Genomic DNA, 25,033 nt, shown 5'->3' with positions numbered 1-25,033 from the left:
CCGCGCTCACCCGCGTTCCAGGTACTCCGCCTGCTCCGCGCCGAGCCACTCGTCGATCGCCATCGCGAGCGCTCGATGCGTACTCAACGCCGGATCCGCGGCGACCAGGGCTCGCGCATCGTCCCTCGCCTGGGCGATGACAGCGGCGTCCCGCACCACACGAAGGAGCCGGAGCGAGTTCCGGCCGCCCGACTGCGCGGTGCCCAGGACGTCGCCCTCGCGCCGCAGCTCCACGTCCTTGTCCGCGAGCTCGAAGCCGTCCGTGGTGCCTGCCACGGCCGCCAACCGCTCTGCCGCGAGCGTGCCCTCCTCCGCGCTCGTCACCAGAAGGCACACCCCCGGAAGCCCGCCGCGCCCGATCCGACCGCGGAGCTGGTGCAGCTGCGAGATGCCGAAATGCTGTGCGTCGAGGACCACCATCACGGACGCCTCCGGCACGTCGACACCCACCTCGATCACCGTCGTCGACACGAGGACCGGCGTCCGACCCGCAGAGAAAGCCGACATCGCCGCATCCTTGTCGTCGCCGGACAAGCGCCCGTGCAGGAGACCGACGCGCACGCCCGCGAGCTCGGGGCGCGACCGCAGCATTTCCGCGATCTGGGTCGCGGCCGCGAGCCGAGGCCTCGGAGCGCTCGCGCCCTTGACGGCGTCGGCATCGAGCGGCAGCCGCGCCTCGTCCGCGAGATCCTCGACGCCCGCCTCGGGAGCGTCGACGTCCATCGCGTCGGCAGCGTCCGCCTCATCGATGCGTGGGCAGACGACGTACGCGCGCCGACCCTCGGCGACCTCCTCAGCGACCCTTGCCCACACACGGTCGATCCACGCCCGGTTGCCCGCAGGGACGACGTGGGTGACCACGTCCGCACGACCCGGCGGACGCTCGTCGAGCACCGTGGTCTCAAGGTCGCCGAACACGGTCATCGCGACGGTCCGCGGGATCGGCGTGGCGGTCATCACGAGCATGTGCGGCGGGTGGGCGCCTCGGGTTCTCAGCGCGTCCCGTTGCTCGACTCCGAACCGATGCTGCTCGTCGACCACGACCAGGCCCAGGTCCGCGAACTGCACCGTCTCGCTCAGCAGCGCATGCGTGCCCACCACGATCCCCGCCGCGCCGGAGGCGGCGTCGGCGAGCGCCTGACGCCGGGCCTTCGCGCCCTGCGAACCGGTGAGCAGCGCCACGCGGGTGCCGCGCGCGTCTCCGCCCAGGGCACCTGCGTCCGCGAGCGGTCCGAGCATCGCCCGCAGGGAACGCAGGTGCTGCGCCGCCAGCACCTCCGTGGGTGCGAGCAGAGCAGCCTGCCCGCCCGCGTCCACCACCTGCAGCATCGCCCGCAGGGCAACCAGGGTCTTGCCGGAGCCGACGTCGCCCTGGAGCAGCCGCAGCATCGGCGTCTCGCGGGCGAGATCCGCGGCGATCCGCTGTCCCGCCCGCACCTGGGCGCCCGTGAGGGGCCACGGGACCTGCGCGTCGAAGGCGTCCAAGGCGCCGTCGGAACGGCCTGGACGTGCCACCGTGGCATGCGAGTCATGCTCGGCGCGTCGGCGCGCGAGGGCCGCCTGCAGCACGAGCGCCTCCTCGTACACGAGCCGCTTCCGACCTGCCTGCCAGTCTGCCTGCGTCTCGGGCACGTGGACGCCTCGCCAGGCCTCGAGCAACGTGCCGTGGTGATGCCGCTCGAGGAGGCCCGCAGGGATCGGGTCCTCGACGTCCGCGGCGGTCAGCGGGTCGAGCACCGTACGCACCGCACGACCGATACGCCACGTGGGCACACCCGCCGCGGACGGGTAGATCGGGATGGGACGCGAGGCCTCCAGCGCCGCCTCATCCTCGTCCGCCGCGTCGACCCCGACGATGAGATAGTCCGGATGGGTGAGCTGCCGTTCGCCGCGGTACTCGCCGACGGTGCCCGTGAACAGGCCGGTGCGCCCCGCGCGGAGCTTGTCCTCATGCATGCGAAGCACGCCGATCCGCTTGGCGAAGAACGTGAGCCGGAGCGAGTCGCGACCGTCGGTCACGATCGCCTCGAGCATCGCCCCGCCCCGGTTCCGCATGGGCCGTGTCGTCGCCGACCGTACCTGCGCCTGAACCGTGACATGCTCGCCGACTCGGAGATCCCGGATCGGAGTCATCTCGCCGGGTTCGCCGTAGCGCCGAGGATAGTGGCGGAGCAGGTCTCCGACGGTGACGAGGTCGAGCTTGGCGAGCGACTGCGCGGTGCGGGTGCCGAGCACCCGGGCGAGAGGCTCCGTCAGCCGTCCGCCCAGGTGCGGCGACGGAGCGGCTGGCTGAACGATGCGGTCCGCCTCGCCGCGGGGGTGCGTCGTCATGCGACCGGCGACGACTCGACCCCGATGAGGATGCCTGGCTCGCCGTGACCGCCCTCGTACACCTGCACGTCGGCCATGGGCGCCGTCCTCGCGACCAAGCGGCGGACCGCCTCCGCCACGTCGGCAGGCACGCCTCGCGCGAGGATCAGCGTGACGACGTCGGCGTAGGGACCGAGCAGGCGCTCCACATCGTCGTCGAGCGCATCCACCGAGGATGCCCCGGTGGCGGTGCGCGCCACCGCGTCCGCCATCAGCGCCGCGAGGTCCTCCCCCGGGGTGGCGAGCGCCGCAGCCGCCACGGCGGCGATCACCTGCGCCTCATGGCCCGCCTCGAGCACCGTCATGCGCCAGTGCCTGCGTCGCGCGGCGAGCTCGCGTGCGGCGAGGCGCAGGGCCAGGTTGCCGGCGACGACCACGGACGATGAACCGGAGGCGTCCTTCACCGCACGCCGCAGCTCGCGCTTCTTCATGCGGGCGGGATCCGGGACGACGAGCACCACCGCGCCGGCGTCGGTCAGCGGCTCCGCGAGTCCCGGGCACGAGGTCAGGGCCACCACGCCGGTCGCCGCACGATCGGCGACATGGCTCATGAGGAGGCTCCGCACCACGATCTGCCGCGCGTCGACGGACTGCGCGATCCGCACCGCCAGCTCCGGCGCATCGGTGTGGACGTGCGCCTGGGCGAGACCGTGACCGAAGGACACCGTGACGGAGTCTCCGACTCCTTCAAGGTCGAGCCGGAGCCGGTCAACGTCGTCCATGTCGGGAGGCGAGGCGACGAACATCACCTCGTACGCGCCGCCGCCGGGGAGGCCGTGGCCGTGCGGGCTCGGGGTCGAGATCACGCTGTGCCCGTCGCGCAGCTCCCACTCGACCTCGTCGAGGGCTGCAAGCGCATCCCTGCCTGCGAGCGTCTCCGCGAGCATCTCCAGCTGGAGCACCAGGCCGGCCGCGCCGGCGTCGACGACCCCTGCGCGACGAGCGCTGGGCAGCTGCTCGTGAGTCGCCGCGAGGGCGGCGCGGGCGGACACGACGGCGGCGACCGCGACGGCCTCCCGGCCGGCCTTCGCTCCGACAGCGCCGCGCGCGCCCTTCGCGGCCGCACGCGCCACGGTGAGGATGGTGCCCTCGACAGGCGAGCTGACCGCGCGGTACGCAGCCTCGGCCGCGATCTCGAGCGCCTCCGCGATGGCCGCCGGCCTCGCGCGATTCAGGCCGCCGCGCTCGTCGATCGCGGTGAGGAAGCCCGACAGGTACTGGGAGACGATCACGCCCGAGTTGCCACGGGCTCCCACGAGAGCTCCCCTGGCGAAGGCTGCCACCACCTCGCGGTGAGTCGCGTCGTCCGGAAGCTTCGCGACCGCGCGGTTGCCCTCCTGAAGGGTGAGGTAGATGTTGGTGCCGGTGTCCGCATCAGCGACCGGGAACACGTTGATGGCATCCAGGCTCTCGCGCGCCCGCTTCACCGCGTCGACGCCGGCCTCGAGCCAGCGACGCAGGTCCGTGGCCTCGCTCATCCGTCACCTTCTCCGCAGTTCTCGCCGCCTCGCTGCGCATGCCCGGGCGTCGTCCGTTCCTTATCGTGTCACGAGCGTGCGACGATGAGGGGCAAGGACCTCCCACCGGGAGACGGCGTTTGGCGCATTCGCGGATCGTCCTATATCCTTGTGCGGTTGCCCGAGCATCCGGGCTATCCAATCGTGGCACTGTCGGTAGGTTCCGGCGTGCAAGAACTGTAGGAGAACTATCGTGGCTGCCAACTGCGACGTCTGCGGCAAGGGCCCCTCGTTCGGGCACTCCATCTCGCACTCGCACCGCCGCACCAAGCGTCGCTGGAACCCCAACATCCAGCGCGTCCGTGCAGTGGTCGCCGGTACCCCCAAGCGCCTGAACGTGTGCACCTCGTGCCTCAAGGCCGGCAAGGTCACCCGCAACGTCTAAGACCTCCCAGCGAACCTCTCGCTGAGCGCAACGGGCGTCCCCTTCACGGGGGCGCCCGTTCTTCGTGCGCTCACGCGCTCACTCCATGATCCGTTGGAACAGCAGGTGATCCTGCCAGCGCCCTGCGATCTGCAGGTATCGCTCGGCCACGCCGATCCGTGTGAACCCGTTGCGTTCGAGGACATCCTGCGAGCGCCGATTCGACAGCAGCGTCGCCGCCTGCAGCCGGTGCAGGCCCAGCTCGGTGGACACATGCTCCACCACGGCGCCCAGGACCCGCGTCATGATCCCGCGCCCCTCCAGCTCGCGGTCGATCCAGTACCCGACGTTCCCGCTCTGGAAAGGCCCTTGATAGATCTGGGAGACCGTGAGGGCCCCCACGACGTCCGAGCCGCTCGTGATCACCAGAGGCAGACAGGTTCCCGCCTCCGCGTCCCCCAGCAGCCGCCCGATGAGCTCAGCCTGCCCCGCCTCCGTGCTGAAGCCATCGCCTCGCTCGGGATTCCAGGGCGCCAGGTGGTCACGGTTGCGACGTAGCGCAGCGGACAGGGCGCGAGCGTCGCCGCCCTCAACCTGGCGAAGCACCAGGCCGCCTCCAAGGTCAGCCGGAATCGAGCTCATGCGGGCGATGCTAACCCGGCACGGCTCGGAACCGCCCCGCACGGTTCCGGTCAGCGCGAGAAGTGGTCCCAGCCGAGCGACTCGGGCACCGCGCCGTCCAGCCGGACCCCGTCGAACTCCTCGGTCACGCGACCGACGACCTCCCAACCCGACGGCACCGAGCCCGCAGACGGGAAGACCGCGAGCAGCGCATGGTCCTCTCCCCCGGTGAGCGCGAAGGGCAGCACGTCCACGCCAAGAGCCTGTGCCGCGACGGACGCGGCGGGATGCACCGGCACCGCGGCCGAGTCGATCGCGATCCCCACCTCGGAGGCGCGCGCGATCCGACCCGCATCGCGCAGCAGGCCATCGGAGATGTCCATCATCGCTGCAGCGCCGCGCAGCGCAGCCTCGAGACCGGCCCCGACGACCGGGCGCGGACGCTTGAACAGCTGCACCGCCTCCGGAGCGGCGTCGACACCTGCGGTGAGCACCGCCAGCCCCGCGGCACCGGCCCCGAGCGGCGCGGACACCGCGACGACCATGCCCGGGTGAGCGTCGGCCCTGGTCACGACCTCGGTGCCGTGCGTCTCGCCGAGCACAGTGACGGACACGACGATCTGGTCGGCCCCCGACAGGTCTCCGCCGACGACGCCGACGCCGTGGGGCTCGCAGGCCTCGCGCAAACCGTCGGCGAAGTCCAGCACCCAGTCGACGTCCAGGGACGACGGTGTGCACAACGTGATCTGCAGTGCTGTAGGCACGGCGCCCATGGCATCGATGTCCGCGAGGTTCTGCATCGCCGCGCGCCAGCCCACGTCCGCCCCGGTAGACCACTCCCTGCGGAAGTGCCTGCCCTCGACGAGCACGTCGGACGACACCACCAGGTGACCGTCGACGGACAGCACTGCAGCGTCGTCGCCCGGCCCGAGGATCTCGGCGTCGGTCTCCGGCAGCCGCGGGACGAAGAGCGCGATCAGCGCGTCCTCTCCGATCTCTCCGATGGTCGTCATGCGCACAAGCCTAGGTGGACGCGACGGCCTCGTTCTCCAGCCATCCGCCACGCACCGTGGTGCGCCAGTACGCGAGCGCCAGGAAGAGGCCGCGCGCCCCGTTGAAGAGCAGGAAGGCCCGCCACAGGTCATGGCCGCGGTCGTCGCCGATCCACAGCGCCCCGATCGCCAGCACGGGGAAGAAGACGACGACGGCGGACAGCACCATCGTCACGAACATCGCCCGCGTATGGCCCGACCCGAGGAAGACCCCGTCGAACAGGTACGCCAGGGAGCTGAACAGCGGCAGCACGATCACCCACGGGAAGTACTCCCGCGCTGAGGCCGACACCGCTGGGAGGTCCGTCATCACGGCGATCAGCGGATCGCGCGCCGCCAGGTACAGCAACGTGAACACCGCGCCGATCGCGACAGCCGGCAGCGCGGCGGCCAGGTTGGCGCGGTGGAAGCCGACGATGTCGCGCCGCCCGATCTCCCGTGAGGACATCGCCTCAGCGGCATGCGCGTAGCCGTCCTGCGCATATGAGGCGAGGAGCATGAACTGCATCAGCACCGACGTGGCTGCCAGCACGTCCTCGCCCACCCGCGCCGCGTACGCCGTCACGAACGTCAGCACCATGTAGAGCACGGCTGTCCGCCCGAACAGCCAGCCGTTGAGGGACACGACCCTGCCCCAGCCTGCGCGGAGCCCCTTCCCGCGCCACGTCCTCACTGCGGCCCTGACCGTCGCCGGCGCCGCCCGCCACCACAGCAGCGCAGCCACCACCACGCCTGCCCACTCCGCGATCGCCGACGCTGCGGCAGCCCCCGCCGAGCCCCACCCGAGTCCGGCGACGAACGCCACGTCGAGGCCGATGTTCAACGCGTTGACCGTGGCGACCACGGCGAGCGGACGCCGCGTGTCGCCCGCGCCCACGAACCACCCGTTGGCCACCAAGGTCAGCAGGGTCGCAGGAGCGGCCAGGAGGCGGATCAGCGCATACCCCGACGCGAGGTCGCGGACGTCGCCCGCAGGAGCCAGCACTCCCATCAGCAGCGGGATCGCCACCCACTGCAGCGCGACGATCGCTCCGCCCAGCCCCACCGCCATCAGCACGGAACGTTGCAGGTGGGTCACCGCGTCAGCGATGCGACCCCCTCCGAGCGCCCTGCCGACCACGGAGGTGGTGCCCGTGCGCAGGAAGTTCAGTAGCCAGCCCACCGCGCCGATGACGGTGCCGCCGATCGCCACCGCACCCAGGTGCGTCGCATCGGAGAAGTGGCCCAGCATCGCGGTGTCCACCAGGCCGACGAGCGGGACGGTGACGTTCGCGACGATGGCAGGCCAAGCAAGCGAGAACGCGTGACGATGCGGGAGGCCCCGCAGCAGCTCAGTCCTCGAGGACGACATGGACACCTTGGCCGCGGGCGATCTCCACCAGCCTGGACAGTCGCGATGGACCGACGTCCGAGTCGTGGAGGAAGCGCACCTCGGACTCCTCATCGCCCAGCGAGTAGAGCACCGCTCCCTGCCGCGTGGCGCCCACCTTCTGAAGCCTGAGAACGCCCGGCCCGAACGTCGCCCACCGACGACGCGCCAACGGCGACGCCAGACCGGCGAGCTCGAGCCGGCCGTCGAGGACGCGGCCCTCGAGCACCGACGAGTCGCCGAGCGCGACGGCGCGGCCCTGGTATCCGAGCCACGCGTTGAGGACGGTGCCGGGCACGAGCACCACCACCAGCAGCACCGTGAGAAGGCCTTCACCCTGGAGCATGTACCCGAAGACGCCCATGGTCACCACGCCCAGCGCGACCGCGACCGCCCAATGGCGGTACCACGCGCCGAACGGGTCCGCCCAGGCCGGTGGCGGCAGCAGGTTCTCGGTGCGCAGCATGATCCTCCTCGTCAGGCCACCAGCCTACTGACGCCTAGGCTGAGGGCATGCCTCGCAAAGCCCTCGCACTCAGCCTGCTCGTGCTCGGGATGCCCCTCCTCGCGAGCTGCGCGTCCCCGTACGCGGTGGATCCGGCGAAGTACGCGGCGGACCCCGACTGCGCACGCGTCATGCTCGCCATGCCCGACGTGCTCGGCGGGCTGGACAAGCGGACCACGACGTCGCAGGCGACGGCTGCCTGGGGAGACGACGAGGGCGTGGTCGTCGCACGATGCGGCGTCGAGCCGCCAGGACCCACGACGGACGAATGCCTGTCCGTCGACGCCACCACCGGCACCCAGGACTGGATCATCGACGAGACGGACGACTCGTGGATCGCGACCACCTTCGGACGCTCCCCCGCGCTCGAGGTGACCGTGCCCAAGGTCAGGGCCGACCAGGCGCTCGGCGACCTCCTGGCGGTGCTGTCAGGCCCCGCTGCCCTCGCGCCGACGAACGGACTCGAGTGCCTGTGATGCGCTGACGGAGCTCACTCCGGCTCGCGCCCCTCCTCCAGCGGGATGAGCATGGTACGGAAGTCGCCCGGCTCAGCGTGAAGCTCCCAGACCCGCTCCGCCACCTCGTCGATCGTGTAGCGCAGCAGGGGGATCGAGCCTGGGATGACCAGCTGATGCACGCCGATCCCCTCCGGCGCGAGAGCCTCGTGCAGCATCGCGCCGTAGGCGCTCTCCGCCGGGAACGCGAGGGACGTGCCCGCGAAGTCGGCACGCGGCTTCACCGAGGTCCCGCCGTTGACGAGGAGGATGGTGCCCTCGCGAGCATCCCGCATGGCGGGCAGGACCGTGCGAACCGCGTGCATGAGGCCCAGCACCGAGAACTGGAACGCCTGCGTGGCGAGCTCGGGCGTGGCCTCCAGGACCGGCCTCAGGAACGTGCGGAACGGCAGAGGGCTGTACTGGAGGACCGTGATGGTACCCAGCTCGCCCGCCGCGTCCCTGAGCGCCGCCACGAGCTGATCGGGCTGCAGGACGTCGGCCGCGTACCCACGCGCGGGGATCCCCTGCGCACGAAGTTCCGCGGCCATCCCATCGAGCTTCTCCTGGTCACGCGACAGCAGTGCCACCGAGTAGCCTTCCCGCCCGAACCGCCGTGCGACGGCCGCTCCCAGGTTGGGACCCGCTCCGATGATCGCGATGGTGGGCATGAAGGTCTCCTTCGACGTGGCCTGCGCTCCTGAGTCGACCCTAGCGTCAGCGAAGTCCGAGAGGCCGAGCGAGCGCCTCCTGGATCAGCGCCTCGACGAGCTCGGGATACGCGATCCCTGCCGCGGCCCACATGCGCGGATACATGCTCGTGGTGGTGAAGCCGGGCATCGTGTTGATCTCGTTCACCGTGACCGTGCCGTCGGCCGCGACGAAGCAGTCCACGCGGGCGAGCCCTTCGGCACCGACGGCGAGGAACGCGCGGCGGGCGTAGTCGGCCACCTGGCCTGCGACCAGATCGTCGAGCAGGGTCGGGCACAGCAGCTGGACGTGGGACTCGTCAAGGTACTTCGCCTCGAAGTCGTAGAAGGCGTGATCGCCGCCGGTCACGATCTCGCCCTGGGGTGACGTACGCACGTCGCCCGCCGTGGCGAGCACCGCCGTCTCGATCTCCCGGCCGACGATCCCCGCCTCGATGAGCACCTTGGGGTCGTGCTTCACCGCGTCGGCGACGGCGGCCCGCAGCTGGTCCCACGACGTCACCTTGGAGATCCCCATCGAGGACCCCGCACGGGCGGGCTTCACGAAGACCGGCAGCCCCAGCGCCTCGAGCTCCGGCATGCGCGAGGCGACGCTCTGACCAGGCTGCAGCACGATCCCGGGCGCGACGGGAAGGCCCGCATCGACGAACGCCGCCTTCATGAACTGCTTGTCCATGCCCACGGCCGAGGCCAGCACGCCCGAGCCGACGTATCGGACGTCGACGAGCTCGAGCGCGCCTTGGATGGTGCCATCCTCGCCGTAGGGCCCGTGGAGCAGGGGGAAGACGGCATCGATCGCTCCGATGGGCACCACCGAGGCTCCGTCGTCGGATCTCCACTCGGGGTCGCCGACCTGCCGCGGGGGCAGGATCGTGGGTCCCTCGTCGGTCACGGAGGGCATGATGCCGTCGACGATGCGCCAGTCGGAGGGGTCGGTCGACGCACGCGTCCAACGCCCCTCGCGGGTGATGCCTACGGCCACGACGTCGTAGCGATCACGGTCGATCGCTCCCAGCACGCCACCCGCGGTGACGCACGAGACCCCGTGCTCGGACGAGCGGCCGCCGAACAGCACGGCGACGGTCGGCTTGCGTGTCATCGCACCCCTTCGATCACGGTCACGCTCGACACTACTGGCCCTCCGCCTTGCGTGGGCGCGACACCAGGGCGTTGAGGACGGCCTCCTTCGGAGCTCCGTCGTGGATCATGGCGACCACCGCGTCGCAGATCGGCACGTCCACCCCCTGCTCGCGCGCCAGCTCCTGGATGGACTGCGATGTCTTCACGCCCTCCGCTGTGCCGCCCGTCGACTCGATCGCGTCCTGGAGCGCTGCGCCACGGCCGATGGCCGAGCCCAACGTGTGGTTCCGGGACAGCGGCGAGGCGCACGTCGCGATCAGATCGCCCATGCCCGCCAGCCCCGAGAACGTCTCGGGCGACGCACCGAGGGCGAGGCCGAGCCGGGTGATCTCCGCGAGCCCGCGGGTGATGACCGTCGCGGTGGTGTTGTGGCCGAAGCCCATCCCGTCGGCGATGCCGACGCTCACCGCGATCACGTTCTTGTACGCCCCGGACAGCTCCACGCCGACGAGGTCGGAGTTCGTGTAGGGGCGGAAGTACGACGACGCGGTCGAGGCCGCCACGAGCTCCGTCGCGGCAGGATTCACCCCGGCGATGACGGTGGCAGTGGGCTGCTTCGACGCGATCTCCTTGGCAAGGTTGGGCCCCGACACCACGGTCAGCCGCTGGTCTTCGACGCCCCAGACCTCGCCGAGCACCTGCGACATCCGCTGATGCGTGCCGAGCTCGATCCCCTTCATGAGCGACGTCACGACCGCGCCCGACGGCACCAGCGAGCCCATCCCTGCGACGATGGCGCGCACCGACTGCGCGGGCACGGCCACGGCGACGATGTCGGCGTCCGCGAGCGCCTCAGCGGGGTCCGTGGTCGCATGGATGCCCGCGGGCAGCTCCAGTCCTGCCAGCGCGCGGTCGTTGCGACGCTCGTCCCGTACCTGCGCGACGGCGCGAGGATCACGTCCCCACAGCGTGACGTCGCTGCCAGCGTCAGCGAGCACCGCGGCGAACGTGGTGCCCCAGGCCCCGGCGCCGAGGACCGCGGCGCGCGTCACGCGCCGCCCCCCGACCGTCGGCCGCCCTTGCGCATGTCCCACGGCTCTGCCGGAGCGTCCTCACCGCGGATGTCCGCGAGCATGGCCGTGAGGGTGGAGGTGATGCGGTCAGTCGCCGTGCGGAGGGTCTCGGCGTCACGTCCCTGGTCCGCGAGGTCGGTGAAATCGATCGGCGGACCGGCGACGACCGTGATGCGCTTGGGCGGGAACGGCTTGGGAACCTTGCCGTATGGCGCGAGGAGACGGTGCGCGCCCCACTGGGCGACCGGGATGATCGGCACGCCCGAGTCGAGCGCCATCCGCGCCGCGCCTGGGCGAGCGACCATGGGCCACAGGTCGGGATCACGCGTCAGGGTGCCCTCCGGGAACATGGCGATGCAGTCGCCGCGGCGCAGCACCTCGATGCCCTTGTCCACCGAGTCCTTCGCCCTGGCAGTCCCGCGGAACACGGGGATCTGGTCGAGCCCGTACAGCGCACGGCCCAGGACCGGCGCCTCGAAGAGGGAGGACTTGGCCAGGAACCTCGGCGGATGACCGTTGTTGTACAGGTAGTGCGCCAGCGTGATCGGGTCGGCGTAGCTCACGTGGTTGGACACCGCGATGAAGCCCGAGTCGGTGGGCAGGTTCTCGGCACCGTGCCAGTCCTTGCGGGTGACGGTGCCGAAGATCGAGCGCAGGAAGATCGCGGCAGCGCGATATCCGCGGGTCTCTGGAGTCGCCACGTCACTCCACGCTGGCGCCGAGCGCCGCGAGCTTGTCGCGGAAGCTCTCGTAACCGCGATCGATGATGCCGATACCGCGCACGGTGGAGGTGCCTTCCGCCGCGAGCGCGGCGATGAGGTGCGAGAAGCCGCCGCGCAGGTCAGGCACCTCGATCTCTGCGGCCTTGAGCGGGGTGGGACCCGAGATGACGGCGGAGTGGGTGAAGTTGCGCTGCCCGAAGCGGCACTTCTTGTCCCCGAGGCACTCGCGGTAGAGCTGTACCTGCGCACCCATCTGGACGAGCGCGTCGGTGAAGCCGAAGCGGTTCTCGTAGACGGTCTCGTGAACGATGCTGAGACCTGCGGCCTGGGTGAGGGCGACGACGAGCGGTTGCTGCCAGTCGGTCATGAAGCCCGGGTGGACGTCGGTCTGGATGGCGATCGGCTTGAGGTCGCCGCCCGGGTGCCTGAAGCGGATCCCCTCCGGGGTGACGTCGAAGGAGCCGCCGACCTTGCGGAACACGTTGAGGAACATGCCCATGTGGCGCTGCTGGGCGCCGCGGACCAAGATGTCTCCTCCCGTGGCGAGCGCCGCGCACGCCCACGAGCCCACCTCGATGCGGTCAGTCAGCGACACGTGGTCGTAGCCGAACATCTCAGGCACGCCTTCGATGGTCACCGAGCGGTCCGTGTCGACGGAGATGATCGCGCCCATCTTCTGAAGGGTGTCGATGAGGTCCTTGATCTCGGGCTCGACCGCCATGTTGTGGAGGGTCGTGATGCCTTCGGCCATGACTGCGGTGAGGAGCAGCTGCTCAGTCGCGCCCACGGAGGGGTACGACAGTTCATGGTGGATCCCCTTGAGACCGTTCGGGGCGCTGAGGTGCAGGCCATCCCCCGCCTCGGTCACGACGGCGCCGAACTTGCGGAGGATCTCGAGGTGGAAGTCGATCGGACGGTCGCCGATGCGGCACCCGCCCAGATCGGGGATGACGGCCTCGCCGAGCCGGTGCAGCAGCGGGCCGCACAGCAGGATCGGGATGCGCGATGAGCCCGCGTGCGTCGCGATCTGCATCGCGTCCGCCGACTGCAGATCAGAGGTGTCCATGGTGAGGACGCCGGACTGCACGTCGTAGTCCACGTCGACGCCGTGGAGCCTGAGCAGGGACGACACGACCTTGACGTCGCGGATGTCCGGCACGTTGCGCAGGGTGGAGGTGGTGCTGCCCAGCAGGGCGGCGACCATTGCCTTGGAGACGAAGTTCTTGGCGCCTCGGACGGTGATCTCGCCCTCGAGCGGCCGTCCGCCGGTGACGCGGATGGAATCGTTCATGGCCACTATCTTCCCCTATGCGGGCCCGCGCTCCGGCACTGTCCACGGGACGAGGCGCCGCATCGGCGTGGCGCTCGAGGGCGCGGCCGCCGCGCCGGTCGTGCCCTCGAGCGCCGGGACGGCTACGGCTCCAGCCGACCGGCGTGGGCCACGGCCGTCTCGAACGCGTACGAGTCAGGCGCGTAGCGCAGCTCGTCGCCGTTCGCTACCAGCGCCCCCGCCGGTGCGTCGGCGACGGGAGCCCATGCGCACCGTCCTTCGACGATGAGGCCCAGCCACGCTGCGTGGAGCCCGCGTGCGAGCTCGGCCGAGGGGCGGTCTCCCAGCACCTGCGTCACGCCGTCGGCATCCAGCAGGTCCCATGCGTAGGGCAGCTCGTGGCAGTGGTTGGCGAAGCCTGTCACCGGCGAACGGTCGCGGAAGTCGATCAGCCAGGTGCGGCCGCCGGCTCCTGCCGCAGTGCGCGCGGCGACCTGCCGGGCGAGCGGCACCCGGAACAGGCCCTCCGTGACGAGCTGGCCGTTGATGGCCTCCTGCCCGATCAGCGAGATCTCCCGCAGCAGCGGCGCGGCGTCCTCGGTGGCGAGCCCGGCCGCGACGAACGCCTCCTCGAGCGCCCCGAAGGGCGGACCCTCCGACGGGAAGGTGAACTCGTGCGCGTTGGTCGACAGGATGGCCGGCACGCCGTCGGGTCCCGCTGCGGCGACGGCGTCGGCGAAGGGCAGCAACGTGCTTCCGTCGATGATCGGCCCGAAGGCGAGGGGCATGACCGCCTGGCCCTCCTTGAAGATCGCCTGGACGGCCCCGTCGAGTCCGGACGGCGTCGGCAGCACGGATCTCACGTCGAGCGCGAGCTGCACGTCCAGCACCGCGTCCTCGCTGAGCGAGCGCCACGACTCGAGCGAGCCGTCGACTCCTGCCGCGCGTGCCATCGCCTCGGACACTCGCCGTGCAGTCGGCACGTCGATCGAGCTGAGTGCTCCCGCGGCGGAGATGGCGCCGTGGAACAGCCCCGCGGCGCTGGGCATCGACAGCAGCGCGAGCACCGCTCCGCCGCCGGCCGACTGGCCCGCGATCGTGACCCTGTCCGGGTCGCCTCCGAAGGCGCCGATGGAGTCGCGCACCCATTCGAGCGCCGCCACCATGTCGAGCATGCCGCGATTGAGCGGTGCCCCATCGATGAATCCGAAGCCGTCGAATCCGAGCCGGTACGAGATCGACACCGTGACGACGCCGTCCCGGTTGAACGCTCGGCCGTCGTACCAAGGGCTCGAGGGAGACCCTGCGAAGAATCCGCCGCCGTGGATCCAGACCAGCACCGGCAGCTGCGCCGCATCGTCGCCGGGGGCGGGCGTGAACACGTTGACGTTGAGGGTCGAGTCCCCCGGGAAGGACGGCTCCGGGATCGTGGTGACGGGACCGAAGGGACGCCGTTGGGGCGTCGGCCCTGGTGCGGTGGCGTCTCTGACGCCGTCCCATGGTGCGGGAGCGGCCGGGGCGGCGTACCTGAGGTCCCCGACGGGGGCGGCGGCGAACGGGATCCCTCGGAATGCCGCGGACGCTCCTCTCCACTCGCCTTGGACCGCGCCGTACGGCGTGAGGACGACGGGCGGCGTCTCTCGCTCGTCCACCGTCGTCACCTCGCCGTTCCCTGCGTCAGGGGGCGTGATGCCCCGCCGTACGGCGAGACCGCTCGGACCGCACTCAGTGTCATGATCACGCTTCCTCCTTGAAGACGTCGCCGGGCGTCGTCGCCCGCGCCAGCCAGTCAAGCACGGCTCGCCGCATTTCTTCAACCCATGAACTAATTCGTCGCCGCCGGACGACGCGGCCTCGCCGGGGTGCGGCGCGGCGCCCGTGCGACCCGTTAGCCTGACGCCATGGCCGCCGCGGACCGGACCCACCTCACCAGCGTCGACGTGCGCGACCACAACCTGGGACTGGTGCTCGCACGGCTCGCCCACCGCGGCCCTGCGGCACGCACCGCGATCGCGCTCGACACGGGGCTGGCGCGCAGCGCGGTGACCGGCCTCGTCGCCGCTCTGCTCGAGGCGGGGCTCGTCCGCGCCGCCGCCGAGCACGCCGCACCCACCGTGGGCCGACCGCTCGAGCTGCTCGAGCTCGACGGATCGCGCATCGGCCTGGTCGCCGCGCAGGTCGAGGTCGACGAGATCACCGTGCTGGCGCACGACCTGGCAGGGCGCCGGCTCTGGCAGCGGACACGCCGCGTGCACACCCCGATCGGTGACGCGCCGTCCATCGCCGCTCTCCTTGCGGACGCGGTGTCGGGCTGCACGGCGGCGCTGACCGAGCAGCACATCGAGCCGTTCTCGCTCGACGTCGTCGTGCCGGGCCTGGTGAGCAAGGACGGAAGCAAGGTCCTGTATGCGCTCGACCTGGGCTGGACCGACGAGCCGTTCCTGGCACAGGTGATCGAGCGCGCGCCGCAGTTCCGCGGAGGCGCCTCCATGCACGGAGACGCCCAGCTCGCCGCCTACGCCGAGTACATGACGCTGCGCCGCGACCCCGGACTCGCAGACCTGCAGCACATGCTGTACGTGAGGTCGCGCACCGGATACGGCGCCGGCGTCGTCACCGACGGACGGCTGTTCCGCGGGGGCCACGGCACCGCCCTGCCTCCCGGCCACCTCATCGTCCAACGCGACGGGGAGCTGTGCGACTGCGGGCGGCGAGGCTGCCTCGTCACGATCGCCGACCCGGAGATCCTCGTCGCTCGCGCCGGGCTCGGTGCGGTACGCGAGTCCGAGGGGCTCCACGCCGCGATGGACGCGCTCGTCGCACACGCCCGCGCCGGCGAGCCGGCGGCCGTCCGGACTGTGACCGAGGCGATCCAGTGGATCCGCCTCATGCTCGCCAACCTGATCCTGTCCTATGAGCCTGAGGTCGTGGTGCTCGGAGGCATGCTCGGCGACCTCGTCGATGACATCGCGCAGATGGACGACGCACTCCGCGGCTTCGTCGGTCTCGGTGACGTCCAGGGACGCGACGCGTTCCTTCCCGCCCGGCTCGGCGACCTCGCCGCCGCCACCGGAGCCGTGCTGCTGCGGCAGCAGGAGCTGCTCGCTGCACCCGTGCGCACAGGTCTGCTGCCGACAGGCCCGGGGATCCAGGACCTCCCCGGCGCGACCCCGCTCTAGAGTGAGCCTGTGACCACGCCTCCTCGCGTCCTGCTGGCCGGTCTCGCGACGCTCGACGTCGTGCAGCTGGTGGACAGGCTCCCCCGACCGAACGAGAAGGTCGGCGCGCTGGACTTCCTTGTCGCGGCGGGCGGGCCGGCCGCCAACGCGGCCGTCGCCTCGGCTCGATGCGGCTCAGCCGCGATCTTCGTGACGGCTCTTCCGCGGCATCCGCTGGCGAACCAGGTGGTCGCCGATCTCGTCGCACACGGCGTGGAGGTGCACGTGGCGGAGGCGGACGGCGACGGCCCACCGCCCACGGCCGCGATCATGGTCACGAGATCGAGCGGCGACCGCGCGGTGGTCTCACCGACCGGATCCGCCATGGCCGAGCGTCCGACGCCCGACGGGCTGGACGCGGACACGCTGCTCGCCGCCGTGGACGCCGTGCTGATCGACGGCTACCACCGGCACCTGAGCCTGCCGCTCGCTCGGGCGGCGCGCATGCGCGGGGTGCCGGTGATCCTCGACGCCGGAAGCTGGAAGGCCTACTCCGACGAGGTCCTCGCCGTGGTGGACGTCGCCGTGGTGTCGGACGACTTCGCGCCGCCTGGCACGGAGGGAGGCTCCGACGCGGTCATCGACGCGCTGCTCTCCCGGGGCGTGCGCTGCGTGATCATCACCCGCGGCTCGGATGCGGTGCTCTACCGGACGCCCGTCTCAGCCGGGGAGGTCGAGATCGCGACGGTACCGGTGGCGGACACCCTGGGAGCAGGAGACTTCTTCCACGGCGCGTTCGCGCACCGTGTCGCCGAGCTGGGACTCGACGACGAGCGCATCCCCGACGACATCGCGTGGGCCTCGGCGGTGGCCGGCGCCTCCCTGGGCGCGTTCGGCACGCGCTCCTGGCTCGAGAGGCCCCTGCCGCACGAGCGCTGAGCCGGGCCCGAGCGCAGTCCACGCGGCCCGGCCGCGATCATCGTCGATCGTTGCCCGGCGTCAGCACCCGGTCCGCGCGGCGCGAGGAGTCGTGCGCCAGCCAGTAGTTCTCCGCATCGACGGCGTCCACCCACGCCTGCGCCGCCGCCCGCACGCGTCCCGTGGCCACGCGTCGTTCAATGAGCCGCTCGCGGCACACCTCCCACGGCACGTCGAGGAACAGGAGCAGGTCGAGCCGCTCCCGGACACGAAGCCATGGCGACGCGTCGAGCCCGAGCCAGTTGCCCTCGACCACGACGATGCGCGTCTCGGGAGGCACGGCGAGGCGGCCGTGGACCGGCTCGTGCAGGAGCCGGTCGTAGTCGGGCACGGGCACAGGCACGGATCGCGGCGCATGCACCTCGTCGAGCACGGCGGCGAGCGCCTCCGGAGCGAACGTCTCCGGGGCTCCCTTCCGGTCGGCCAGGTGCCTGCGTTCGAGCTCTGCCTGCGACAGGTGGAAGCCGTCCATGGGCACGAGCGCCGGCGCCAGCTCTGGCCTGCGGTCGCGGATCGTCGTCACGACCGCGGCCGCGAGCGTCGACTTGCCCGACCCGGGTCCCCCGGCGATGCCGACCACACGGGTCCCGGCCGACGCGTCGGCCTCCTGCACCAGCTGGGCGGCAAGGGCTCGCGCAAGGTCGGACACCGGCGGAGGCGTCTGCTCGGTCATCGCGCATCCCCGACGGACGCGAGCCGACCGCGCACCAGAGGCATGAACACCTCATCCACGATCCACGCCAGGCGCAAGGCTCCGGGCGCGGTCCTCGTCATGAGCACCTCTGCGCTGAACAGGTCGAACGGAAGCGCCAGCAGCCACGGATCGACGGAGCCCTGCGGCGCCTCGCCCCGATCGATGGCGCGAAACCAGGCGTCCTCCATGCGAGCCGCGGCATCGGACAGGAACACGTCACGCAACCGCGCCGGCACGGCGTCGCGCAGCGCGCCCTCTCCCGCCGCCGAGGTGTAGAGCAGCGCGATGTAACGATCCAGGTGCAGGGAGGCGTCGCCGAGCAGCACGAGCACGTCGTCTCGCAGGGAGCCCGTGTCGAGCGGCTCGATGGGATCGAGGTGCCCCCGCCGCCGCAGGGCGGCAGTCCTGAGCTCCGCACGATCGCTCCAGCGGCGCGCGAGGACCGTGCGGCTGGTGCCCGCGCGATGCGCGACTGCCTCGAGCGTGAACGCGTCGTAGCCGGACTCGGTGAGCACATCCCAGGCAGCGTCGAGGATCGCCCGTTCGAGCGCGGCGCCACGACGTCGCGTCACCACCGCCTCAGAGTCCACACCCGTACCTTATTGCGGGCGCAGTCCCGGAGCCAGGGCCGGCGCGTCCGCGCTCTGGCTTGGACGCGCGACGGCCGCGGTCACCCCTGGCGGGATGCCGCGGCCGTGTCGTGCGGACGGAGGTCAGGCGTCGACGGGACGCGCCGCGACGATCTCCTCCTTGGGGAGGGTCTTCGCCGGAAGCGTGCGGGGGCGCCACGACTCACGGGTGCCCTCGAAGGCGGTGATCGCCTCCTCGTCTCGCAAGGTCAGCCCGATGTCGTCCAGACCCTCCATGAGGCGCCACCGGACATAGTCATCGATCTCGAACGGCACTGTCAGCTCGCCGCAGGTCACGGTCCGGTCCTCGAGGGAGACGGTGATCTCCTTGCCGGGCTCCGTCTCGAGCACCTTCCACAGCAGCTCGACGTTCTCCTGGCTGACGATGCCGGTGACGAGGCCCTGCTTGCCCGAGTTGCCGCGGAAGATGTCGGCGAATCGGGAGGCGAGCACGACCTTGAAGCCGTAGTCCTTGAGGGCCCAGACGGCGTGCTCGCGCGACGACCCGGTGCCGAAGTCGGGGCCGGCGACCAGGACGGATCCGTTCGCGTACTCGGGCTGGTTCAGGATGAACGACTCGTCACCGCGCCAGGCGGCGAAGAGCGCGTCCTCGAATCCCGTGCGCGTGATGCGCTTGAGGTACACCGCAGGGATGATCTGATCGGTGTCGACGTTCGAGCGGCGCAACGGGACGCCGACGCCGGTGTGGGTGGTGAACTTCTCCATGGCTGAACTCCCTTACACGAGCGCCGCAGGGGCGTCCTCGAGGTCGTCGGGGCTGGACAGGGTGCCGCGCACCGCGGTGGCGGCGGCGACCAGCGGGGACACCAGGTGGGTGCGGCCACCCTTGCCCTGGCGTCCCTCGAAGTTGCGGTTCGACGTGGAGGCCGAGCGCTCCTGCGGCTTGAGCTGGTCGGGGTTCATGCCCAGGCACATCGAGCAGCCTGCGTTGCGCCACTCCGCGCCGAAGTCGAGGAAGATCTTGTCGAGCCCCTCGCGCTCGGCCTGCAGGCGAACGCGGGCGGACCCGGGGACGACGAGCAGGCGCACGTTGTCGGCCTTCTTGCGGCCCTGCAGGATCGCGGCGGCGGCCCGGAGATCCTCGATGCGGCCGTTCGTGCACGAGCCGAGGAACACGGTGTCGACGGGGATCTCGCGGAACGGGGTGCCGGGGGTCAGACCCATGTACTCGAGCGCGTTGGCGGCAGCCTCGCGGTCCGACTCCTCGGCGAAGTCCTCGGGGCTGGGCACGTTGGCGGAGAGCGGCAGTCCCTGGCCGGGGTTGGTGCCCCAGGTGATGAAGGGCTCGAGGTCGGCCGCGTTCAGGTCCACCTCAGTGTCGAATACCGCGTCGTCGTCGGTCTTGAGCGTCTTCCAGAACTCGACAGCCTCGTCCCAGTCGGCGCCCTCGGGGGCGTGCGGGCGACCCTGCACGTAGTCGAAGGTCGTCTGGTCGGGGGCGATGATGCCGGCGCGTGCGCCCGCCTCGATGGACATGTTGCAGATCGTCATGCGCCCCTCCATGGAGAGGTTGCGGATGGCGTCGCCTCGGTACTCGAGCACATAGCCCTGGCCGCCGCCGGTGCCGATCTTCGCGATGATCGCCAGGATGATGTCCTTGGCGGTCGTGCCCTTGGGGAGCGTGCCGTTGACGTTGATGGCCATCGTCTTGAACGGCTTCAGCGGGAGGGTCTGCGTGGCGAGCACGTGCTCCACCTCGGACGTGCCGATGCCGAACGCCAGCGCGCCGAAAGCGCCGTGCGTCGACGTGTGGGAGTCTCCGCAGACGACGGTCATGCCGGGCATGGTGAGACCGAGCTGCGGACCGACGACGTGCACGATGCCCTGGTCGGCGTCGCCCAGCGAGTGGATGCGGATGCCGAACTCCTTGGCGTTCTCGCGCAGCTTGTCGACCTGGGTGCGGCTCGTCAGATCCGCGATGGGGAGGTCGATGTCGAGCGTGGGGGTGTTGTGGTCCTCGGTCGCGATGGTGAGGTCCGGGCGACGCACCTGGCGGCCCGCCAGTCGCAGGCCCTCGAAGGCCTGGGGGCTGGTGACCTCATGGCACATGTGAAGGTCGATGTAGATGAGGTCGGGCGCGCCGTCCTCACCCTTCTTCACCAGGTGGTTGTCCCACAGCTTCTCGGCAAGGGTGGTGCCCATGCTCTCCTCCTTGTGATCCGGCCTAGACATCTCACAATTTGAGACGCTAGTATCGCTCTATGGACAATCATAGCGGCGTCGGCGTGATTGACAAGGCGGCAGCGCTGCTTGCCGCACTTGAGGAGGGCCCCGCCACCCTGAGCCAGATCGTCACCACCACGCATCTGGCCCGTCCGACCGCCCACCGGCTCCTGCTCGCGCTCGAGCACCATCGCCTCGTGGGGCGCGACCCTTCCGGCGCATTCGTCCTCGGACCACGCTTCGCTCAGCTCGCCGCGGCCGTCGGGGAGGACCGCCTGGTCGCCGCCGCGCAGCCCGTGCTCACCGTCCTCCGCGACCGCACGGGCGAATCCTCACAGCTGTACCGCCCGCACGGAGACCAGCGCATCTGCATCGCCGCAGCCGACCGCACGATGGGCCTGCGCGACTCCATCCCCGTCGGCACCACCATGACGATGGCCGCCGGATCCGCCGCCCAGGTCCTCACCGCATGGCAGGATCCCGAGCGCATGCACCGCACGCTCGCGGCCGCCCGCTACACCGCCGCCGACCTCGGCGTCGTACGCGAACGCGGGTACGCCGAGTCCTCCGGCGAGCGAGAACCAGGCGTCAGCTCCGTGTCCGCACCCGTCTGGGGCACCTCCGGCACGGTGATCGCCGCAGTGTCGATCTCCGGACCGGCCGAGCGGATGACCGCGCACCCGGCCGCGATGCACTCCACCGCGGTCGTCGAGGCGGCACAGCAGCTGAGCGAGGTCGTGCGGCGCACCGCCTCGTGACGACACATCGGCGACACATCGACGCGCTTGACTGCCACCGAGAGGAGCAACCATGCGTCACGACGACTACCTGAGGCTCATCCCGAAGACCGAGCTGCACTGCCACTTCGTGTCCACGATGTCTGGCGCACGACTCATCCAGCTCGCGGACCGTTACGGGGTCGCGCTGCCCACCACCGACCCCGACGCGCTCTTCGCGTACGACGACCTCGCCGACTTCCTGGTCGCGTTCCGGGCGGCCACGGACGTGCTCCGCACGTCCGACGACCTCGCCAAGGTCGCCTACGACGGCGTCCGGGCCGACGTCATCGGCAGCGGCCTGCGCTACAGGGAGTACTACGTCAACCCGCAGTACTTCGCACCCAAGGGGATCGGGTACCGGTCGCTGCTCGACCCGATCATCGACGGGCTCAGCGCGGCGCGCGACGACCTGGGCGTCGACTTCCGCATCGTGGTCGCCATCAACCGGCAGGAGCCGCCAGCCGCCGCCCTGGAGCTTGTCCAGACCGTGCTGGCGAACCCGCTCGACCCGGTGGTAGGCATCGGCCAGGACGACCTCACCCCTGAGCTCACCGAGGACCCCGGGCGCTTCGTGGACGCCTACGCACTGGCCCGCCGCCACGGCCTGCACACGACCGCGCACGCAGGCGAACGACCCGTCGACAGTCCAGAGAGCGTCCGCGTCGCGATGGACGAGCTGCATGTGGACAGGATCGATCACGGATACCGGATCGTCGACGACCCGCAGCTGACGGCGCAGGCACGCGACTCGGGCATCCACTTCGCGACCACGCCGTGGTCGACCACGATCTGCTCCGGCTGGACGATCGACCCGCAGCATCGCATCCGACGCATGATCGATGCAGGCCTCTCGGTGAGCTTCTCCTCCGACGATGCCACGTTCTTCCGCACGTCCGTCGGACGGGAGTTCCGCGAGGCGCTCCCCCTGCTCGGCCTGGGGATCGAGGACGCCAGGAGGATCGCCTTGGCAGGCATCGACGGTGCCTTCTGCGACGACGACACGAAAGCCTCCCTGCGAGCGCGTTTCACCGCCGAGATCATGGCACTCGACGCCACGATCGCCGCGGGCTGACCACCGACGGGACCAACATCCCGCCTGGTCCGGACCATACGAGTCAGTTTCAGGACCTTCGTCCGTCGATCGCACGCCGCGATCCGCGGGACCCTGGAGCATGACGATCTGGGTGGTGTACGAGTCCCTCTGGGGGAACACCGCCGCCGTCGCTCACGCGATCGCCGAAGGCATCGGAGACGAGGCCACCGCGGTCTCCACCTCCGATGCCGTGCCGGCCGACGCCAGTGGACTGCGCGCGCTGATCGCCGGCGCGCCCGTGCACGGGATGTCCCTGCCCACGACGCAGTCCCTCAGCACCGCAGCCGCGCACAAGGTGGACCAGGACCACGCCGCACCGCGCACCGACGAGCCGCTCATGCGGGACTGGCTGCGCGAGCTCCCTGCCCTGGCGATCCCCGCGACAGCCTTCGACACCCGCGTGCGCGGCCCTCTCGGGCGGGGCGCCGCGACCGCGATCATCCGCGAGGAGGCCGCCAAGGGATGCCACCTGCTCGCACAGCCCAAGGGCTTCCGCGTGGACTTCCGCAACGCCGGACCGGAGCACGCCGACCTGCTGAAAGAGGGCGAGCTCGCCAAGGCGCGCGCGTGGGGAGCGGAGCTCGCCGGGCTCCTGAGCTAGAAGATCCGGCTCACTCGCTGGCGGCGGCGGTGGACTTCTGAGCGTTCGGGTTCGAGTTCGCCGCGTTCCCGCCGGCGTTCGAGTTCGCCGAGTTGCCACCGGCGTTCGAGTTCGCCGAGTTGCCACCGGCGTTCGAGTTCGCCGAGTTGCCACCGGCGTTCGAGTTCCCGGAACCGTCAACCGCGCTCGCATCGCTGCTGGCGCCATCGTCAGTCGAGCCGCCGGACCCGCTCGTCGCACTCGGGGCGGACCCTGCCTCGGCGGCGGCATCACCTGCGGCGTTCCCGCCCGCGTGGGAGCTGCCGGAGTTGCCAGGCGCGCCCCCTGTGGTCGCAGAGTCGTCGGTCGACGCCGCAGACTCCCCGGTCGACGACGCGTCCGCCGAGTCGTCCACGAAGATCCCGCGCGCATGCGCGGACACGGCCTGGCCGAAGTCCTTGCCCGTCAGGTCGGTCTCGGCCATGAAGGTCAGCATGTCGGCCACCTGCGCGCGCTTGTCGAGCGACTGGTCCGAACCGTCGCTCAGCACGGCCTCGGCTGCGTGAAGGATGCCCGTCAGCTCCTCGACGTCGGCGGGGTCCAATGAATCCATGTCGTCGACTGCTTCGACGGACAGCTGGAGCGCCTCGTCGACCTCTCCCCTGGCGACCAACGTCTGCACCTCGAGCAGCCGCTCGTGCGCGCCTCCGTCGTTGATGCCGACGGACTCGAGCGCGCGATCGACGCCATACAGCACGTCTCCTGGCGCGGCCTCATCGGCGGCCGCGACACCACCTGCGGCGAAGGCGCCGAGCGCACCTAGCGCGATAGCGGCGGCCGCTGCGCGGCGTCGGGGTGATCCGGCGCGCGACGCGCCGACCGGGCCGCCGTCAAGGGGGGCGGCGGCGGCCACGGCGGCGAGCCGACCCGCGAGGGCGGCTACGTGCGCGTCGTCCAACTCGTTGACGTAGGCCCGGCGAAGACCGCCGAGCGCGTCCGAGAGGACGGCCAGATCCGGGTCAGCCGGGGTGATGCCCCCGGCCAGCACGGCCTCGGCGTCTGAATCGTTCAGTCGGCGAGAGCTCATAGCACTCCTGTCATCGCTCGTCGCCTCGGAAAGGTGACGCACCGTCCGAAAGCTTCTTTCGCAGCACCTTGAGCGCACGGCTCTGGATGGCCTTCACCGCTCCTTCCGACCGCCCCAATGCCTGCGCGGTCTCCGCCACGGAGAGGTCACCCACGACGCGCAGCAGCACCACGTCTCGCTGGGCCTCCGACAGATGGGCGATGATGCTCTCCACCTCGATCAACGACAGCGCGTTCATCGCATCGGCCTCGGTGTTGCCCAGCCAGGCGGTCTCCGCCACGTCGAGTCCAGCTTCTCCATCGACGATGGGCACCTGGCGCCCGCGCTTGCGGAACGCGTCCTGCATACGACGATGCGCGATGGTGAAGACCCATGCACGGAAGTCGCTCTCGTCGCCCGAGAATCGGTGGATGTCGCGAGCGACCGACAGGAAGGTCTCGGAGACCACATCCTCGACGTCCGGTGCGCCGCGGCTGCGCAGATATCCGGTGACCGGGCCGGCAAGGTCGCGATACAGGCTCTCCCACGCCCATGCGCCACCCGCACGGGCGGCTGCGAGCACATCGTCGAAGTAGTCGCCCAGCGACACTGACAACCCCTCGCGCTTGCACGGGCCCGCTAGGTGACCGGCAGCCCGCCCCCCAGTTGGCGACCGAGCGATGCCCGGTTCGGCGTGAATCTAACATCGGATGCCCCCGGGGGCT

25 protein-coding genes are annotated in these 25,033 nt (G+C 70.9%); 7 read left to right on the top strand and 18 right to left on the bottom strand.

Going from position 1 to position 25,033, the window contains the following annotated elements; genetic code table 11:
- Nucleotides 1–6 precede the first annotated feature (6 nt).
- Nucleotides 7–2,331: an ATP-dependent DNA helicase RecG gene (locus tag RN607_RS04475; protein ID WP_313544630.1), complete on the bottom strand. Its 2,325-nt coding sequence runs from the start codon at nt 2,329–2,331 to the stop codon at nt 7–9.
- The gene (locus RN607_RS04470) at nt 2,328–3,848 is read right to left on the bottom strand and encodes a DAK2 domain-containing protein (RefSeq protein ID WP_313544628.1); all 1,521 of its coding nucleotides are present in this window, start codon (nt 3,846–3,848) and stop codon (nt 2,328–2,330) included. Before RN607_RS04470 ends, RN607_RS04475 begins: the two co-directional genes overlap by 4 nt.
- 232 nt (nt 3,849–4,080) lie before the next feature.
- On the opposite strand from RN607_RS04470, the gene rpmB reads away from it, so the two are divergent.
- A complete protein-coding gene (gene rpmB / locus RN607_RS04465) occupies nt 4,081–4,272 on the top strand; it encodes a 50S ribosomal protein L28 (RefSeq protein ID WP_084073692.1) in 192 nt (63 codons plus the stop codon).
- 78 nt (nt 4,273–4,350) lie between these two features.
- On the opposite strand, the gene RN607_RS04460 is transcribed toward rpmB, so the two are convergent.
- The 4 genes from RN607_RS04460 to RN607_RS04445 are packed head-to-tail and all read right to left on the bottom strand — an operon-like array spanning nt 4,351 to nt 7,759.
- Nucleotides 4,351–4,893, bottom strand: coding sequence for a GNAT family N-acetyltransferase (locus tag RN607_RS04460; protein WP_313544626.1), 543 nt, complete (start codon nt 4,891–4,893; stop codon nt 4,351–4,353).
- Nucleotides 4,894–4,943: 50 nt separating this feature from the next.
- On the bottom strand, nt 4,944–5,885 hold the full coding sequence (locus tag RN607_RS04455; protein ID WP_313544624.1) for a thiamine-phosphate kinase: 942 nt from the start codon (nt 5,883–5,885) through the stop codon (nt 4,944–4,946).
- 10 nt (nt 5,886–5,895) lie between these two features.
- Nucleotides 5,896–7,275: an MATE family efflux transporter gene (locus RN607_RS04450; protein WP_313544622.1), complete on the bottom strand. Its 1,380-nt coding sequence runs from the start codon at nt 7,273–7,275 to the stop codon at nt 5,896–5,898.
- Complete coding sequence (locus tag RN607_RS04445; protein ID WP_313544620.1) at nt 7,256–7,759, bottom strand: hypothetical protein; 504 nt, start codon at nt 7,757–7,759, stop codon at nt 7,256–7,258. The genes RN607_RS04450 and RN607_RS04445 overlap by 20 nt, the downstream gene beginning before the upstream one ends.
- Before the next feature lie 47 nt (nt 7,760–7,806).
- On the opposite strand from RN607_RS04445, the gene RN607_RS04440 reads away from it, so the two are divergent.
- Nucleotides 7,807–8,274 carry a DUF3515 family protein gene (locus tag RN607_RS04440; protein WP_313544618.1) on the top strand — a complete coding sequence of 156 codons (468 nt, stop codon included), beginning with the start codon at nt 7,807–7,809 and terminating at the stop codon, nt 8,272–8,274.
- A gap of 14 nt (nt 8,275–8,288) precedes the next feature.
- On the opposite strand, the gene RN607_RS04435 is transcribed toward RN607_RS04440, so the two are convergent.
- From RN607_RS04435 to RN607_RS04410, 6 genes are all read right to left on the bottom strand, one after another.
- Nucleotides 8,289–8,963 carry an SDR family NAD(P)-dependent oxidoreductase gene (locus tag RN607_RS04435; RefSeq protein ID WP_313544616.1) on the bottom strand — a complete coding sequence of 225 codons (675 nt, stop codon included), beginning with the start codon at nt 8,961–8,963 and terminating at the stop codon, nt 8,289–8,291.
- A 46-nt stretch (nt 8,964–9,009) separates the two neighbouring features.
- Nucleotides 9,010–10,101 (bottom strand): D-alanine--D-alanine ligase family protein, encoded by a 1,092-nt coding sequence (locus RN607_RS04430; protein ID WP_313544614.1) that lies wholly within the window; start codon nt 10,099–10,101, stop codon nt 9,010–9,012.
- A 31-nt stretch (nt 10,102–10,132) separates the two neighbouring features.
- Complete coding sequence (locus RN607_RS04425) at nt 10,133–11,134, bottom strand: NAD(P)H-dependent glycerol-3-phosphate dehydrogenase (protein ID WP_313500276.1); 1,002 nt, start codon at nt 11,132–11,134, stop codon at nt 10,133–10,135.
- Entirely contained in the window at nt 11,131–11,856 is a 726-nt protein-coding gene (locus RN607_RS04420; RefSeq protein ID WP_313500275.1) for a lysophospholipid acyltransferase family protein, read from the bottom strand. Before RN607_RS04420 ends, RN607_RS04425 begins: the two co-directional genes overlap by 4 nt.
- A 1-nt stretch (nt 11,857) precedes the next feature.
- Nucleotides 11,858–13,168, bottom strand: coding sequence for a UDP-N-acetylglucosamine 1-carboxyvinyltransferase (gene murA, locus RN607_RS04415; RefSeq protein ID WP_313544612.1), 1,311 nt, complete (start codon nt 13,166–13,168; stop codon nt 11,858–11,860).
- A 122-nt stretch (nt 13,169–13,290) separates the two neighbouring features.
- The gene (locus tag RN607_RS04410) at nt 13,291–14,799 is read right to left on the bottom strand and encodes a carboxylesterase family protein (RefSeq protein ID WP_313544610.1); all 1,509 of its coding nucleotides are present in this window, start codon (nt 14,797–14,799) and stop codon (nt 13,291–13,293) included.
- A 249-nt stretch (nt 14,800–15,048) separates the two neighbouring features.
- On the opposite strand from RN607_RS04410, the gene RN607_RS04405 reads away from it, so the two are divergent.
- Both RN607_RS04405 and RN607_RS04400 read left to right on the top strand, forming a co-directional pair.
- Nucleotides 15,049–16,326, top strand: a complete 1,278-nt coding sequence (locus RN607_RS04405) for an ROK family protein (RefSeq protein ID WP_313544608.1) — start codon at nt 15,049–15,051, stop codon at nt 16,324–16,326.
- Nucleotides 16,327–16,335: 9 nt separating this feature from the next.
- Complete coding sequence (locus RN607_RS04400; RefSeq protein ID WP_313544606.1) at nt 16,336–17,244, top strand: PfkB family carbohydrate kinase; 909 nt, start codon at nt 16,336–16,338, stop codon at nt 17,242–17,244.
- 37 nt (nt 17,245–17,281) lie between these two features.
- Here RN607_RS04400 and RN607_RS04395 read toward each other — a convergent pair whose 3' ends face one another.
- The 4 genes from RN607_RS04395 to leuC form a co-directional block, all read right to left on the bottom strand.
- On the bottom strand, nt 17,282–17,956 hold the full coding sequence (locus RN607_RS04395; protein ID WP_313544604.1) for a nucleoside/nucleotide kinase family protein: 675 nt from the start codon (nt 17,954–17,956) through the stop codon (nt 17,282–17,284).
- Nucleotides 17,953–18,567: a TetR/AcrR family transcriptional regulator gene (locus tag RN607_RS04390; protein ID WP_313544601.1), complete on the bottom strand. Its 615-nt coding sequence runs from the start codon at nt 18,565–18,567 to the stop codon at nt 17,953–17,955. Before RN607_RS04390 ends, RN607_RS04395 begins: the two co-directional genes overlap by 4 nt.
- Nucleotides 18,568–18,690: 123 nt before the next feature.
- A complete protein-coding gene (gene leuD / locus RN607_RS04385; RefSeq protein ID WP_313500262.1) occupies nt 18,691–19,332 on the bottom strand; it encodes a 3-isopropylmalate dehydratase small subunit in 642 nt (213 codons plus the stop codon).
- Between the two features lie 12 nt (nt 19,333–19,344).
- Nucleotides 19,345–20,769 carry a 3-isopropylmalate dehydratase large subunit gene (leuC, locus tag RN607_RS04380; RefSeq protein ID WP_313500261.1) on the bottom strand — a complete coding sequence of 475 codons (1,425 nt, stop codon included), beginning with the start codon at nt 20,767–20,769 and terminating at the stop codon, nt 19,345–19,347.
- Nucleotides 20,770–20,828: 59 nt separating this feature from the next.
- Between leuC and RN607_RS04375 the strand changes: the two genes are divergently transcribed.
- From RN607_RS04375 to RN607_RS04365, 3 genes are all read left to right on the top strand, one after another.
- Nucleotides 20,829–21,548 carry an IclR family transcriptional regulator gene (locus tag RN607_RS04375; RefSeq protein ID WP_313500259.1) on the top strand — a complete coding sequence of 240 codons (720 nt, stop codon included), beginning with the start codon at nt 20,829–20,831 and terminating at the stop codon, nt 21,546–21,548.
- 52 nt (nt 21,549–21,600) lie between these two features.
- Complete coding sequence (gene add, locus RN607_RS04370; protein WP_313544599.1) at nt 21,601–22,641, top strand: adenosine deaminase; 1,041 nt, start codon at nt 21,601–21,603, stop codon at nt 22,639–22,641.
- A 100-nt stretch (nt 22,642–22,741) separates the two neighbouring features.
- Nucleotides 22,742–23,263: a hypothetical protein gene (locus RN607_RS04365; protein ID WP_313500257.1), complete on the top strand. Its 522-nt coding sequence runs from the start codon at nt 22,742–22,744 to the stop codon at nt 23,261–23,263.
- Nucleotides 23,264–23,273: 10 nt separating this feature from the next.
- Here the strand turns inward: RN607_RS04365 and RN607_RS04360 are convergent, their stop codons facing one another.
- Nucleotides 23,274–24,329: a hypothetical protein gene (locus tag RN607_RS04360; RefSeq protein WP_313544597.1), complete on the bottom strand. Its 1,056-nt coding sequence runs from the start codon at nt 24,327–24,329 to the stop codon at nt 23,274–23,276.
- A gap of 10 nt (nt 24,330–24,339) precedes the next feature.
- Nucleotides 24,340–24,918 (bottom strand): RNA polymerase sigma factor, encoded by a 579-nt coding sequence (locus RN607_RS04355; RefSeq protein WP_313500255.1) that lies wholly within the window; start codon nt 24,916–24,918, stop codon nt 24,340–24,342.
- Nucleotides 24,919–25,033 lie beyond the last annotated feature (115 nt).

It is taken from the genome of Demequina capsici, assembly GCF_032102965.1.
Classification (GTDB): domain Bacteria; phylum Actinomycetota; class Actinomycetes; order Actinomycetales; family Demequinaceae; genus Demequina; species Demequina capsici.
The sequence above is the reverse complement of the archived record's forward strand: the minus strand, read 5'-3'. Positions and strand labels throughout refer to the sequence as shown.